Source organism: Amycolatopsis sp. NPDC104819 (assembly GCF_055583145.1).
Map to the genome: position 1 here is coordinate 92,075 of NZ_JBVJON010000002.1, position 14,000 is coordinate 106,074.

A 14,000-nucleotide genomic window follows, 5' to 3' on the forward strand; every position below is an offset into this window, starting at 1 on the left:
GTCCCCCGGTCAGACCGCCTCGCCCAGCAGGCCGTGCAGCATCGTCGCGATCGTGCGGCGATCGGTGACGCCGAGCTTGCCGCGGATGCGTGCCATGTGGTGCTCGACGGTCTTGCCCGAGATGTGGAGCCGTTCCCCGATCTCGCGGTAGGTGTGCCCCTCGACGACCAGGCGCCCGATGTCGCGTTCACGCGGGGTCAGCGCAGGCAAGGCGGACGGGCCCGGTGTGGCCGGCCGGCTGGTGACGCCGGAGGAGAACCGTTTGGCGGCCCGCAGCAACGTCACCATCGCGGTCCGGTCGGTCGCGCGGATCGCCGCCTGCCCGGCCAGCCTCGCGGCGTCCCACCGGAGCCCGGCGCGGTGCAAGCGCTCGGCGCCGGCCAGCACGGCGCCGGGGTCGACCGCGCCCTCGACGACGGCGAGCCACTCGGCACCGGCCGCGGCCAGGGCCGGCGCCGGACGTCCGGTCGCCGCGGCGAGAGGGCGCAGAGCGTCGCGGGCGGTCTGGTGGTCACCGGCCAGGACCGCGGCGTGGAACATCGACCAGTTGAGCCACGTCGACCACAGCGGCGGCGAGCCGAGCCGGTCCAGCAGCGCGACGGCACGAGCCCGGTGCGCCGTGACGCGGGCGCTCTCGTCCACCCGCGCCGCCGCGACGAGCAGCTCACCGAGGGGCAGCAGCGTGAACAGGTCGACCGGCTGGCGCATCATCGCGTCGTAGGCCGCGGGCCAGACCGTGCGGACGGCGTCCGGGGTTTCGCCACGCCGGGCCAGCCCGAGCTCGAGGGTGCGCAGGAAGAGCTCGTCGCGAGGAGCCAGCTCGACGTCCAGGCCGAGCACGGCCGCCCGGTGGGCTTCCGCGGCGGCGAGGTCGCCACGGAGCATCGCCGTCCAGCCGAGCAGGAGCGTGTGCCGTTCGCCGCCGGTGGCGCGGGTGAGGACGCCGTGCGCCAGGTCGAACTCGGCCGTCTGCAACGCCACCAGGGCGGCTAGCGCGGCGGGCGAGTCCGGCAGGAGGTGCCCGCCGCCGGCGGCCGCCGCGGAGTCGGCCGCGGCCAGCAGGGTGGCCAGCGCGGCCTCGGACCGGCCCGTCACGGACTCCCGGATCCCGTCCAGCAGCTGCCCGGCGAGATGGCCGTGGGCCGGGAGCGGCGTCCCGGTCTCCGGCGGGCCGGGTCGGTCCTCGCCGAGCGCGAGGCCGGCGAGGTCCGCCAGCCGGCTCGCCCCGGGCTCGCCCGACCAGCGCAGGAGCTCGGCGCCCCGGGCCAGGTCGCCGCGGCGCGCGATGACGGTCCCCGCGACGACCGCGCCGCGAGTCCGTTCTTCGGGAATCTCCGAGGTCAGGAGCTCGTCGGCGAGCCGCAGCGCCGTGCCGGGCCGCCCCGACCGCACCGCGGCCTCGGCCCAGCCCGCGGCCAGCCGCGTCCGGGAACTGCCGCCCCGCGCCGCGGCCGCGTAGAGGTCGGCGGCGAGCGCCGGCTCGCCGGTGAGCACTTCCGCGGCCGCCGCCTCGAGCCCGGCGCGGACGGTCTCGCCGGCGGCCCCCAGCCGCAGCAGCTCACGGGCGACCGGCAGCACCGGCCGGCCGGCGGCCAGCAGGACGTCGAGCATCCGGACCAGGACAGTGAGCGCGCGGTCCACGCCGACGTGGTCCCGGACCGCCCGCGCCGTCACCGGCGGCACGGTGTCGTCGGCGGCCAGGAACCCGGCGGCACGGACCTGGGCGACCACCGCGGAGACGTCGTCGCGGTCCTGGTCCAGGGCCGCCGCGAGGACCTCGAGATCCCGGCTGCCCCCGGCGCCGGCCGCCACCAGGTAGGTCAGTCCCGGCTCGCCGAGCAGGTCCAGCCGCGCGCGCAGCTCGTCGACCAGTTCGGCGGGACCCGACGCGCGCAGCCAGCGGGTCACCAGCCGCGGCACTCCCGCCGTCGCCCGGTGCAGGGAGGCGGCCTGCTCGGGCGGGACCGCACGACCGAGCACCCCCTGCGCGAACCGGGTGATGTCGGCGACGGTCCACGAGGTGAGCCGGATGTGCCGGACCCCGGGGCCGACCAGCCCCGCGGCCAGGGACCCGCTCGCCCCGGGCGTGTGCGTGAGCACCAGCCGTGGCGTGCGCCCGGCCAGGCCGGCGAGGGTTTCCCGGGCGGCGCCGGTGAGGGTGTCGGCGTCGTCGAGCAGGATCGCCGCACCGGCCGCGGAGGTGTCCCCGGCGAGCTCGTCACGGCCGATCACGGGCACGCCGGCTGCGCGGTAGTGCCGGGCGATCGCGCCCAGCAGCGTCGACTTCCCGTGTCCGGGCGGGCCGGCGAGGACCACCCGGACCGGGTCGCCGGGACGGGTGTCGACCCCGGTCACCAGGTCGTGCAGCTGCGCGGGCAGCAGCTCCTTCATGACGGCCGGCACCTCCGAACACGGTGATCCGCTCTGGTCACCCGTACGGGTTCGAGTCCACGCGGCGCCGCAGATGGGGGTTCGGGCCCCCGTTCTCGGGAAGAGACCCACGCCACACTCGGGATCAATCCCCTAACGGGTGATGCTTCCCCCTCAGGGATGACCAAGATCGTGGCTAGGCGTCAACCCCGATGTCGCCCGGCCGCGACCGCCCTAACGTCGGGGAGGTCGGTGATCGCCGACGTCCCCCACAGAAAGCCTGATCCATGAACCCGGCGCAGTCGCTGTACGAATTCACGCTCAACCTGCTCAACGACCCGTCCGCCCGCGGCGCCTTCGGTAGCGACCCGCAGCAGACGCTGAACGACGCGGGCCTCGGCGACATCTCCGGCGCCGACCTGCACGACATCCTCCCGCTCGTGCTCGACTTCGCCCACGTCGGCAACCTGGGCGGCGAGAACGGCCTGAACCTCGACTCGATCACCACCGGCCAGGCCGGCGCCATCGAGCAGCTCCAGGCCCTCACCCAGAACCTCGCGCTCGGCGACGCCACCTCCGAGAACAACGTGCTCGGCGCGGTCAGCGGGATGACCGCCCTCACCCAGAACATCACCGACCCGTTCAGCGCCGCGGGCGACCTCACCAGCGGCATCGACCACGTCGGTGGCGGCCAGCTCGACCCGGTCACCACGGTCACCGGCGCAGTCGGCGACGTCACCGGTGGCGACACCACCGGCGCCCTCGACCTCACGTCCGGCCTGGAGCACGTCTCCGGCGTCACCTCGGCCGTCGACGGCGCCCAGGGTGTCGGCTCGACGATCGGCGACCTCACCGGTTCGCTGGGCGTGGGCACCGGCCTCGAGCACACGATCGGCGACGTCACCGCGCACGGCGTCGGCGACATCGCGAGCCACGCGACCGGCGTGACCACGCACCTCGGCGACATCTCGCACAACGGCACCCTCGGCGACGTCACCAGCCACGTCGGCGACATCGCCTCGCACACCAGTGGTGTCTCCGACGTCCACGACGTCGTCGGCAACATCGGCGAAGGCGCCCTCAGCGGCAACATCGGCGCCGACCTGAGCCACCTGTCCATCGGCTCCGGCAACGACGTCCACCTCCCCCACTGATCCGGCGTGGGCCTCCCGGTTCGCCGGGAGGCCCACCGTCCGCTGAGGCATGCTGAAGACCATGGTTACCGAACGGTTCGAAGTGCAGCGCCGGATCGCGGCGACACCGGCGAAGATCTTCGGGGTGCTTTGTGATCCCCGGGGCCACGTCGCGATCGACAGCTCGGGCATGCTCCAGTCCGCCGACGGAGAGCCGGTCCGGGCGGCCGGCGACGAGTTCGTCGTCCACATGGACCGCGAAGCCCTCAACGACTTCCCGATGGGCAAGTACGACGTCACGGTGATCATCACCCGCTTCGAGCAGGACGCCCTGATCGAGTGGACGATCTCCGGAACCATCCAGCCCCCGATCAAGCACCTCTACGGCTACCGGCTCGAAGCCGACGGCGCGGGCACCCTGCTCACGTCGTACTACGACTGGAGCGAGATCGACCAGCGCTACCGCGAGAAGGACATCTTCCCGGTCATTCCCGAAGCCGCGCTCCGGGCCACGCTCGGCATCCTCGCCCGAACCGTCGAATCCGGCACGACGTGCTTCTAGGGGCAAGTCACGACCTGACCGGCCCAGGACAGCCCACCACCGAAAGCGAACAACAGCACCGGTTCCCCGGACGGCAGCTCCCCACGAGACACCATTTTGGACAGTGCAAGCGGCACGGACGCCGCCGAGGTGTTGCCCGAGTCGACGACGTCTCGCCCGATCACCACGTCGTCACGTAGCTCGAGGCGGCTGGTCAGGACCTCGATGATCCGCAGGTTGGCCTGATGGGTGACGACTCCCGCCAGATCCGTCGTCGCGATGCCCGCGCGGCGGCAAGCTTCCGCCGCGACGGCGGGCAGTTCCTGCGTCGCCCAGCGGAACACCGACTGGCCGTCCTGGGCGAAGGACGGCCGCCACTCGTCGACCAAGCGGACCAGGTGTCCGCGCGCCGGGTCGGAGCCCCAGACGACCGGGCCCACCGCCGCGGTCTCGGCCGCGCTGACGACCGCCGCGCCCGCTCCGTCGCCGAGCAGGACGCACGTGCCGCGGTCGGTCCAGTCGGTGACGTCCGACATCTTCTCCGCACCGATGACCAGCGCGTGCCGCGCGGCGCCGGCCTGGACGGCGTGGTCGGCGGTGGCCAGCGCGGTGCAGAAGCCGGCGCAGCCGTTGTTGAGGTCGAAGCAGACCGGGGCGGGGATGCCCAGCCGGCCCGCGACCTGGGCGGCGATCGACGGGCAGCGGTCGATCGCACTGCACGTGGCGACGACGACCATGCCGATCTCGCCCGGCTCCAGCCCGGCCGCGGCCAGCGCCTTCGCCGCGGCCTCGGCGGCCAGGTCGGTCACCGAGCCGTCCGCGATGTGCCGCGTGACGATGCCGGTGCGGCGGCGGATCCACTCGTCGGAGGTGTCGACCAGGTCTTCCAGGTCGGCGTTGGTCAGCACACGGCCGGGCTGGTGGTGGCCGAGCGCGGTCAAACGGGAGCCGGGCATCTGTCCCTCCTCGGGGTCGGCGGCCAATATAGCAACCGATCGTTCGGAATCTAAACGACACCCTCAGGAATCCATCCCGCACCGGAGGTCCCGACTCCGTATTCTCGTGCCATGGCCGGAGCCGACCCGTCGACCGTCACCGACCTGCTGCTGGCCCGGGCGGCCGACGACCACCCCGGCCTGCGGTTCGAAGACGAAACCTGGTCCTGGCGCGCCCACGTCCGGACCTCGGCCGCCTACGCGGCGGCCTTCACGGCGTTGCGGCGGCCCGGAGTCCCGTTCCACATCGGCGTCCTGGCCGACAACCTGCCGGAGTTCTCTTTCGCCCTCGGCGGAGCGGCGCTGGCCGGCGCGGTCCTGGTCGGGCTGAACCCGACCCGGCGCGGGGCGGCGCTGGCCCGGGACGTCCGGCTGGCCGACTGCCGGCTCGTCCTCACCGAGCCCCGGCACGCGGGCCTGCTGGCCGGCCTGGAGCTCGGTCTCGGCCCCGAGCGGGTCTTCGACCTGCACTCCCCCGCCTGGCACGACCTCGTCGCCGCGCACGCGGACGCGCCGCTCGCGCCCGTGCCGGCCACACCGGACGACCTGCTGATGCTGATCTTCACCTCCGGCACCAGCGGCGACCCCAAGGCCGTCCGCTGCACCCACGGGAAGATCGCCTTCCCCGGCCGGATGCTCGCGGACCGGTTTGGACTGTCCACATCGGACACCGTCTACCTCGCGATGCCGATGTTCCACTCCAACGCGATCATGGCCGGCTGGTCGGTCGGCCTCGCCGCCGGCGCGACGCTCGCCCTGCGCCGCCGGTTCTCCGCGTCCGGCTTCCTGCCCGACGTGCGCGCGTTCGGCGCCACCTACGCCAACTACGTCGGCCGCCCGCTGTCCTACGTGCTCGCCACCCCGCCACGCGCGGACGACGCGGACAACCCCCTGCGTTTCGTCTACGGCAACGAGGGCGCCGAGGCGGACCTGACCCGGTTCGCCGAGCGGTTCGGCTGCCGGGTCGTCGACGGCTTCGGCTCGACCGAAGGCGGCGTGTCGATCGCCCGGAGCGCGGACACCCCGCCGGGCGCGCTCGGCAAGCTCACCGACGGCACCGTGGTGCTCGACCCGGACACCGGAAAACCCTGTCCCCCGGCCGAGTTCGGCCCGGACGGCCGGCTGAGCAACGCCCGGGAGGCCGTCGGCGAGCTGGTGAACACCGCCGGGGCGGGCTGGTTCGCCGGTTACTACGGCGACGAGCAGGCGAACGCGTCCCGGCTGCGCAACGGCTGGTACCACAGCGGCGACCTCGGGTACGTCGACCAGGACGGCTACTGCTACTTCGCCGGCCGCACCGGCGACTGGCTGCGCGTCGACGGCGAGAACCTCGGCACCGCGCCGATCGAGCGGATCCTCATCCGGCACCCGGACGTCGCCGAGGTCGCCGTGTACGGGGTGCCCGACCCGGCCGTGGGTGACCAGGTGATGGCCGCCGTGGTGCCCCGGGCCGGGGCGACGCTCGACCCGGCCGGCTTCGCGGCGTTCCTCGCCGAGCAGCCCGACCTCGGCCCCAAGCAGCTCCCCCGTTACGTCCGGATCACCGAGACCCTGCCGCGCACCGCGACGTACAAGGTCCTCAAGCGCACCCTCGCCGCGCAGGGACTCGAGGGCGCCGATCCCGTCTGGCACCGGCCGGGCCCGGACGTCCATTACCGAACCCGAACACAACGCTGATCGGGCTCTGTCGTGCCGGCCTTAGCGTGCGGGGCATGTCCTCTCGTGCCCGTCTGCTCCTGACCGCGGCCCTGGCTGTGGCCGTCGCCTCGACCGCCGTCGCCTGCACGGCCGACGCCCCGGCGTCCCCGCAGGCCGCGGGCGGCAAGCCGAACATCGTCCTCGTCCTCACCGACGACCTCTCGACGAACCTGCTGCCGTACCTGCCTCACGTGCAGGACATGGCCAAGACCGGCACCACGTTCGCCAACTACACGGTGACCGACTCGCTGTGCTGCCCGTCGCGCTCGTCGCTATTCACCGGCATGCTGCCGCACAACACGGGCGTGTTCACCAATGGCGGCGCGGACGGCGGCTACGGCGCGTTCCACGGCCGCGGCGACGACAAGTCGACTTACGCGACGTCGCTGCAGCAGGCCGGCTACCGCACCGCGATGCTGGGCAAGTACCTCAACGGCTACGACCCGAAGGCCGACGGGGTACCCCCGGGCTGGAGCGAGTGGGACGTCGCCGGGAACGGCTACGGCGAGTTCGACTACGACCTCAACGAAAACGGCACGGTGAAGCACTACGGGAAGACGCCCCAGGACTACCTGGTCGACGTGATGGCCGGTAAGGCGGCGCAGTTCGTCACCACCTCGGCGGCCGCGCACACGCCGTTCGCGATCGAGCTCGCGACGTTCGCCCCGCATGGCCCGTTCACCCCGGCGCCCCGCGACGCCGACGCCTTCCCCGGCCTCACCGCGCCGCGCGGACCGGCGTTCGACACCCTGCCCTCGTCGGCGCCGCCGTGGCTCGCCTCCCGCACCCCGTTGACGGACAAGGAAAAGAAGACCATCGACCACGACTTCCGCAAGCGCGCACAAGCCGTGCAGTCGGTGGACAAGATGATCGGCACCGTGCAGGAGGCGCTCGACAAGGCGGGCGTGCGCGGGAACACCGACATCGTGTTCACCTCCGACAACGGCTTCCACATGGGCGAATACCGGCTCACCCCCGGCAAGCAGACGGCCTTCGACACCGACGTGCACGTGCCGCTGGTGGTCACCGGGCCCGGCGTCAAGGCCGGCGCGACCGTGAACCAGCCGGTGGAGAACATCGACCTGCGCCCGACGTTCGAAGCGCTGGCCGGCGCCCGGACCCCGCCGGAGGTGGACGGCGAGAACCTGGTGCCGCTGCTGAGCGGCGCGACCCCGCCGGCGTGGCGCGAGGTCGGGCTGGTCGAGCACCACGGCCCGGACTTCGACCGGGCCGACCCGGACAAACCGAAGAAGAACAGCGGCAACCCCGTCACCTACGAGGCGATCCGCAGCACGACCTACACCTACGTCGAGTACACCGACGGCGCGAAGGAGTACTACGACCGCACGAAGGACCCGCTGCAGCTGCACAACACCGCGGCCGAGCTGCCCCCGGACACCGCGAAGAAGCTGCACGACACCCTGCAGGCCATGATCTCCTGCCACGGGACGGCTTCTTGCCGGCACTGAGGACCTGGTCCGCGGTCACTTCCGGAGCGTGAAACCGAGTTCTCCACCCCGGGCCCGAAGCTCTTCCCGCGCGTCGGGATGCGCGACGTGGTCCACGATCTGCTGGGCCTGCTCACCCGCGTCGTGCCCCCACACCGCCGCGACGCCGTGCTCGCTGACGATGAAGCTGTGCTGGAACGACGTGACCGGCCCCGCCAGCCGCGGCACCACGGTCGAGACGTCCGCCTTCGGGTGCCACGACGGCAGCGCGATGACCGCCCGGCCGCCGGGTGAGTGCAGGGCGCCCACCACGAAGTCGCTCTGCCCGCCGAAACCCGAGTAGATCTCCCCGCGCACCCGGCTGGCGTTGGCCTGGGCGAACAGGTCGACCTCCAGGGCGCTGTTCACCGAAACCAGGCCGCGCTGCCGGGCGATCACGGCCGGGTCGTTCGTCTTCTCCGTGCGCAGCAGGCGGACCCGGGGGTTGCGGTCCACCCACCGGTACAGCTCGGCGCTGCCGAACACGAACGACGCCGTCACCGGCACCGCCGGGTCGAGCGCGCCGGCCCGGTCGAGGGTGAGCACACCGTCGCTGAACATCTCCGACCACACCGCGAGCCCGTGGCGGCCGGTGACCGCGGCCAGCGTCGCGTCCGGGATGCCGCCGATCCCCAGCTGCAGCGTCGCGCCGTCGGTGACCAGCTCGGCCACTCGCGCGCCGATCGTGCGGGCCGTGTCGCCGAGGAACCGCGGCTCGGGGGACGGCAGCGGCTCGTCGGCCTCCAGTGCGTAGTCGATCTCTTCGACCGGCAGCAGGCCGTCGCCGTGGGTGAAGGGCATCTGCGCGTTGACCTGCGCGACGACCAGACCGCCCCGCGCCCGGACCGCTTCGACCGCCGCGGGCAGGATGTTCACCTCCGTGCCCAGCGAAACCACGCCGTCCACGGGCGGCGACGTGTGCACCACGACGACGTCCGGCGGCAGTGACTCCTTGAGCAGCTGCGGGACGAGTGACAGCCGGGCCGGGAAGTACCGGAGCCCGGCGCGCCCGCGCATGCCCGGGCCGACGAACGGCGTTTCCAGCAGGACGCCGTCGCGGTCGGGCATCCCGGCCTGCGCGTTCAGGGCGAACAGGCGGTACTCCGCCAGCGCCGCGTCCAGGACGGCGAGCGCCCGCCGGGGAGTGGCGAAGTTCCCGCTGACGACCACCCGGGGCCGCGGGGCCGGCATCCCGGCCAGCACTGCGCCCAGCTGCGCCTCCGACAGGACGCGCATCACCACCCCACGGCAGGGTCGTCGTCGCCGAGGGCGTGGTCGAGCAGCTCACCCAGCTGGTCGACCTGGGCCGGGGACAGGTTCCGGAACGAGGACTCGATGACGTCGTCCACGAGCGACTGCCCTTCGGCGCGCAGCCGCGCGCCTTCGCCGGTGAGCCGGTGCCGCACGGCCCGGCCCGGCCCCGGGACCCGCTCGATCAGCCCGCGGTCGGCCATCCGGGTGGCCAGCGAGCCGAAGGACTGGTCGGTCTGGAAGGTCAGCACCGCCAGCTCGTGCAGGGACGCGTCGGGCTCGCGGTGCAGGTGCCGCAGCGTGTCCCACTGCACGAGCGAAAGCCCCAGCGGCGCGAGCGCCCGGCTCAGCGCGCGGTGGTGGCGGTACTGCAGGCGTTTGACGGCCAGGCCGACGTCACCGGGGCGGTACTTCATGCGGCTCACCTTAGCTCATCGAAGACAGGTTGCTTATCTAAAGAAGTTTATATAAGGTTCCTTAGGTAGGTCTCCGCCGATCCCGAGAAGGAACCATGACGACCCTCCCCGCCGCCGGCTCGCTCCGGCCCACCCGCACCGAAACCCACACCCTCGGCCCGGTCGAGGTGACCGTCCAGGACCGCGACCGCACCCGCCCGTTCCTGCTCCTGCACGGCGGTGGCGGCGTCGCGACGATGGCCGGCTTCGCCGACCTGCTCGCCGAGCGCACCCACTCCCGCGTGCTGCTGCCCACCCACCCCGGGTTCGGCGGCACCCCGAAGCCCGACAGCCTGAACAGCGTCGCCGACCTGGCCGGGGTGTACGTCGACCTGCTGGAGCGGCTCGACCTCACCGACGTGACCGTGCTCGGCAACTCCTTCGGCGGCTGGCTGGCCGCCGAAATCGCCCTCCGGAAGAGCCCGCGGGTCAGCGGCGCGGTCCTCGTCGACGGCATCGGCATCGAGGTCGAGGGCCAGCCGATCACCGACGTCAGCGGCCTTTCCCCGGCCGAGCTGCGGGCGTTCTCCTTCCACGACCCGAGCAAGGCGCCGGTCCCGCCGGGCGGGGGCACCGGCCCGAGCCCCGACGTGCGCGCGCTGATCGGCTACACCGGGCCGGCGATGGCCGACCCGACGCTCGCCAAGCGGCTCGGCGACATCGACATCCCGGTCCACGTGCTGTGGGGCGAAAGCGACGGCATCGCCGGCCCGGGGTACGGCCGGGCCTTCGCCGACGCCATCCCGCTGGCGAAGTTCACCCTGCTGCCCCGCACCGGTCACCTGCCGCAGGTGGAGACACCCGAAGAGCTGCTCGGCGCGTTGCTCGACCTCTGACCATTCCCGAAGGAGAACCCCGTGAGCACTCCCTTGAGCGTGACCCGGATCGGGCACGCCTGCCAGCTGATCGACGTCGGCGGGATCCGCGTCCTGACCGACCCGTGGTTCACCGAGACCGCCACCTACCACCAGGGCGAGCCGGTGGCCTCGACCGTGGAGTCCCTCGGCGGGGTCGACGCGGTCGTGGTCAGCCACGAGCACTACGACCACTGCGACCTCGACGCGCTCGTCGCCGGCGGCTTCGACCTCGGCACGCCCCTGGTCGGGCCGGGCACGGTCGCGGCCATCGCACGGGACAAGGGCTTCCGCGACGTCCGCGCCATCGAAGCGTGGGAGGCGACGACGGTCGGCGACCTGACCGTGACGGCGGCGCCGGGCAAGCACGGCGTCCACGAGGTCACGTTCGTCATCCAGGCCCACGGCCGCACGGTCTTCTTCGGCGGCGACTCGCTGCGGGTGCCCGAACTGGACACCATCCCCGACCGGTTCGGGCCGGTCGACCTGGCCATCCTGCCCACCAACGGCCTGTGCGTCCGGCCGCTGGACCTGCGTCAGGTGGTCATGGACGCCGAGGAGGCAGCGGGGCTGACGGCCGCGCTGAAGCCGGCGCTGGCGGTGCCGCACCACTACGCGTTCCACAGTGGACGGCTGGGCGACCGGATGCTCACGAAGGCGGACCAGGACCCACGCCACTACGCGGACGCGGTGGCGCGCCTCGCCCCGGAGATCGAGGTCCGGCTGGTGTTGCCCGGAACCGTGGTGACGGTCCCGTGAGTGAGGGTCGGTTCACCCCGGAGATCATCTCGCGCGGTTCTTCGGGAAGTCGGCGCAGCACAGTTACCGATCCCTTGCGGGCGCCCCGGCGAGAGCCGACAAGGACATCCCCAGCGCCACACCGATCATCGTGAGCACACCCCGCGGCCAGAAGATGTGACTGTCGAGAAAGGACACGCTCGCGACCAGGAGAACCACGCCACCCGGCACCGCCGCCCACCACCCCGCGCGCACGACGACCGCGGCCACGACAAACCCGTTGGCGACGAGAAAACACCCCGCCCCGATGAGCCCGAGCAGGTCGCCGATCTCGAACAGGGCGCCGACGACCGGGGTCGCGCCGTGCTGGGCGTGGACCACCGTGCCCGCCGCGATGCCCGCGACCGCGTCGAGCGCGCCGTAGAACGCCGCGTACCCGTACGCCGCCAGGCGGCCGGGCCACCGGAGCCACCGGGGCGCCGGAGCCAGCAGGACCCATTGCGCCACCGCCAGGAGCGGGAAGACCGGGAGCAGGATGACGTGCAGCGTCACCCACCAGGGCGCGGTGGCCGCGTCGAGCACCCCGGGGTGGACCGCGCCGAAAGCCGCGAGCAGGAGCCCCGGCACCGCGAAGAGAACACTGCGTGACTTGACCACCGGGTGACCCTAACCCCGGCGCTCCGGCAGCTGACGGCGTTCGCGCAGGCGGGCGAGGTCCTCACGCATGTCCGTGGGCAGGAGCTCGGCCATCTGCTCGGGCCGCAGCGGCAGGTCGAGCAGGCTGAGCTTGACGCGGCTGCGCTGCGCGTGCCGGCCGGGGTCCAGGCGCACCACCTGGGCCGCGTCCGGGCGCAGCGTCGCCGTCAGCGGCGTGGCGGCTTCGAGCGGCCGCCACGCGTTCCCGTCGACGCGCAGCATCGGCGCGGCGCTGCGGGCCACCCCGCGCAGCGTGACGACGTCGCGGGCGGGCAGCACGATCGAGCGGCTGACCCCGGACATCGACGCGACCGGGGTCACCGCGAGCACCTCCGCCGCCGGGGAGATCACCGGCCCGCCGGCCGCGTAGTTGTACGCCGTGGAGCCGGTCGGGGTGCTCAGGATCAGCGCGTCACAGCGGTAGTAGCCGAACTGCGCCCCGTCGACGAGCAGGTCGACCTCGACCGTCGCCCCGGGGGTGGCCCCGCCGACGACCACGTCGTTGAACGCGACCGCCGTCGCGTCCCCTTCCGCCAGCACGATGCAGCTGTGCGGCTCGACTTCGAAGTCCCCGGCGTGCACCCGCTCCAGCGCCCCGGCGAGCTCAGGGGGCGAGATCTCGACGAGGAAGCCGACGTTGCCGTAGTTCACCCCGAGCACCGGCACCGGCCGCTCGACGGCCAGCCGCATCGCGCCCAGCATCGTGCCGTCCCCGCCCAGGCTGACCACGGCGTCCACCCCGGCCGCGAACTCGGCGTCGGACACCACCGGCACGCCGGCTCCGACCTGCGCGGCGTCCGTCTCCCGCGCCAGCAGCCCGACCCCGTGCCGCTCGGCGAACGAGACCAGCACCTCGACCGAATCCCGCACCGGCTTCCGCGGGTGCGCCACCACCCCGACGCGGCCGATCCCGAAGTCTCCCATGAGGCCATTCTGGCCGGTCGGAGCCCGGAGCGCTCCCCCGCCCACCCGCACGGGCGTCCTCTGTGGACGACTTTCGCCGCAGGCCAACGGGTTTCCCGGCGTTAGGCCGTCCGGCGCAACCGGCCGCCCGCCTACGGAGCCGCTTAGCCCGGCGGCGGCGTGGGTATTCCTCCCGGTATGGGAACTTGGGGCAAGCGGCTCGTCGTTCTGGCTGTGGCGGTGGTGGTTTTGGCGGCGGCGGCACTCGTCGCGTCGGCCGTGCACCTGTTGCCCCAGCTGCGCAACCCGTTCGCCGAAAAGACCGAGGAGCACTCAGGACCGGTGCTGCTGCAGTCGATCGTGGAGCTCTCTCGCTACGAGGCGGCGAGCGGTTCGTTCCAGGTGGTTGTCGACATCTCGACCAGCTCGGTCCTGCCCAGCTTCCTGGTGGGCAGCGACACGCTGTTCATCGGCGTCGGCACGGACAACGCCTTTGTCGACTTCTCCAAGCTGAAGGGTGACGCGGTCAAGGTTTCCGACGACCGCCAGTCCGCCACGGTCACCCTCGGACACGCGCAGCTGGAGCCGGCCACGCTGGACGTCCACCAATCGCACGTGTACGCGGAGCGGCAGGGCCTGTTCACCAAGATCAACGACTTCCTCAGCGGGAACCCGAACTCCCAGCAGGCCTTGTACGAGCTCGCCCAGAAGCAGATCCAGGGCGCGGCCGCGAAGAGCACGCTGGTGGCCGACGCCGAGCGGAACACGAAGACGATGCTCACCGGGCTGCTGCAGTCCCTGGGGTTCAAGAACATCACGGTGAACTACGCCGAGAACCCCAGCGGCTGACCCCGCGTCGCCGGTCCGGCGGGCGCCGCC

General features: G+C 72.8%; 13 protein-coding genes. 7 read left to right on the forward strand and 6 right to left on the reverse strand.

Translation table 11 applies throughout. The annotated features are described in order from the left end of the window. Positions 1 to 9: 9 nt before the first annotated feature. Positions 10 to 2,391, reverse strand: a complete 2,382-nt coding sequence (locus tag ACZ63E_RS05280) for a helix-turn-helix transcriptional regulator (protein WP_465334489.1) — start codon at positions 2,389 to 2,391, stop codon at positions 10 to 12. A gap of 266 nt (positions 2,392 to 2,657) precedes the next feature. Between ACZ63E_RS05280 and ACZ63E_RS05285 the strand changes: the two genes are divergently transcribed. Both ACZ63E_RS05285 and ACZ63E_RS05290 read left to right on the forward strand, forming a co-directional pair. Further along, on the forward strand, positions 2,658 to 3,524 hold the full coding sequence (locus tag ACZ63E_RS05285; RefSeq protein ID WP_465334491.1) for an IniB N-terminal domain-containing protein: 867 nt from the start codon (positions 2,658 to 2,660) through the stop codon (positions 3,522 to 3,524). 61 nt (positions 3,525 to 3,585) lie between these two features. Continuing rightward, the gene (locus ACZ63E_RS05290) at positions 3,586 to 4,065 is read left to right on the forward strand and encodes an SRPBCC family protein (protein ID WP_465334493.1); all 480 of its coding nucleotides are present in this window, start codon (positions 3,586 to 3,588) and stop codon (positions 4,063 to 4,065) included. On the opposite strand, the gene ACZ63E_RS05295 is transcribed toward ACZ63E_RS05290, so the two are convergent. Beyond that, positions 4,062 to 5,000: a beta-ketoacyl-ACP synthase 3 gene (locus ACZ63E_RS05295; RefSeq protein WP_465334495.1), complete on the reverse strand. Its 939-nt coding sequence runs from the start codon at positions 4,998 to 5,000 to the stop codon at positions 4,062 to 4,064. The two genes, ACZ63E_RS05290 and ACZ63E_RS05295, sit on opposite strands and share 4 nt — an antisense overlap. Positions 5,001 to 5,111: 111 nt before the next feature. On the opposite strand from ACZ63E_RS05295, the gene ACZ63E_RS05300 reads away from it, so the two are divergent. Both ACZ63E_RS05300 and ACZ63E_RS05305 read left to right on the forward strand, forming a co-directional pair. Continuing rightward, entirely contained in the window at positions 5,112 to 6,716 is a 1,605-nt protein-coding gene (locus ACZ63E_RS05300) for a long-chain-fatty-acid--CoA ligase (RefSeq protein ID WP_465334496.1), read from the forward strand. Positions 6,717 to 6,751: 35 nt separating this feature from the next. Continuing rightward, positions 6,752 to 8,206 carry a sulfatase family protein gene (locus ACZ63E_RS05305; RefSeq protein ID WP_465334498.1) on the forward strand — a complete coding sequence of 485 codons (1,455 nt, stop codon included), beginning with the start codon at positions 6,752 to 6,754 and terminating at the stop codon, positions 8,204 to 8,206. Between the two features lie 15 nt (positions 8,207 to 8,221). On the opposite strand, the gene ACZ63E_RS05310 is transcribed toward ACZ63E_RS05305, so the two are convergent. After that, the gene (locus ACZ63E_RS05310; protein ID WP_465334500.1) at positions 8,222 to 9,460 is read right to left on the reverse strand and encodes an acetyl-CoA hydrolase/transferase family protein; all 1,239 of its coding nucleotides are present in this window, start codon (positions 9,458 to 9,460) and stop codon (positions 8,222 to 8,224) included. Beyond that, positions 9,460 to 9,891, reverse strand: coding sequence for a MarR family winged helix-turn-helix transcriptional regulator (locus ACZ63E_RS05315; RefSeq protein ID WP_465334502.1), 432 nt, complete (start codon positions 9,889 to 9,891; stop codon positions 9,460 to 9,462). The genes ACZ63E_RS05310 and ACZ63E_RS05315 overlap by 1 nt, the downstream gene beginning before the upstream one ends. A gap of 95 nt (positions 9,892 to 9,986) precedes the next feature. Between ACZ63E_RS05315 and ACZ63E_RS05320 the strand changes: the two genes are divergently transcribed. Together ACZ63E_RS05320 and ACZ63E_RS05325 are read left to right on the forward strand one after the other, a co-directional pair. Next, on the forward strand, positions 9,987 to 10,766 hold the full coding sequence (locus tag ACZ63E_RS05320) for an alpha/beta fold hydrolase (RefSeq protein WP_465334503.1): 780 nt from the start codon (positions 9,987 to 9,989) through the stop codon (positions 10,764 to 10,766). Between the two features lie 21 nt (positions 10,767 to 10,787). Continuing rightward, entirely contained in the window at positions 10,788 to 11,543 is a 756-nt protein-coding gene (locus ACZ63E_RS05325) for an MBL fold metallo-hydrolase (RefSeq protein ID WP_465334504.1), read from the forward strand. Positions 11,544 to 11,606: 63 nt separating this feature from the next. Here the strand turns inward: ACZ63E_RS05325 and ACZ63E_RS05330 are convergent, their stop codons facing one another. Both ACZ63E_RS05330 and ACZ63E_RS05335 read right to left on the reverse strand, forming a co-directional pair. Further along, on the reverse strand, positions 11,607 to 12,179 hold the full coding sequence (locus tag ACZ63E_RS05330; protein ID WP_465334506.1) for a hypothetical protein: 573 nt from the start codon (positions 12,177 to 12,179) through the stop codon (positions 11,607 to 11,609). A gap of 9 nt (positions 12,180 to 12,188) precedes the next feature. Next, complete coding sequence (locus tag ACZ63E_RS05335; protein ID WP_465334508.1) at positions 12,189 to 13,142, reverse strand: NAD(+)/NADH kinase; 954 nt, start codon at positions 13,140 to 13,142, stop codon at positions 12,189 to 12,191. A 177-nt stretch (positions 13,143 to 13,319) separates the two neighbouring features. Between ACZ63E_RS05335 and ACZ63E_RS05340 the strand changes: the two genes are divergently transcribed. Continuing rightward, positions 13,320 to 13,970, forward strand: a complete 651-nt coding sequence (locus ACZ63E_RS05340) for a DUF4230 domain-containing protein (protein ID WP_465334510.1) — start codon at positions 13,320 to 13,322, stop codon at positions 13,968 to 13,970. Positions 13,971 to 14,000 lie beyond the last annotated feature (30 nt).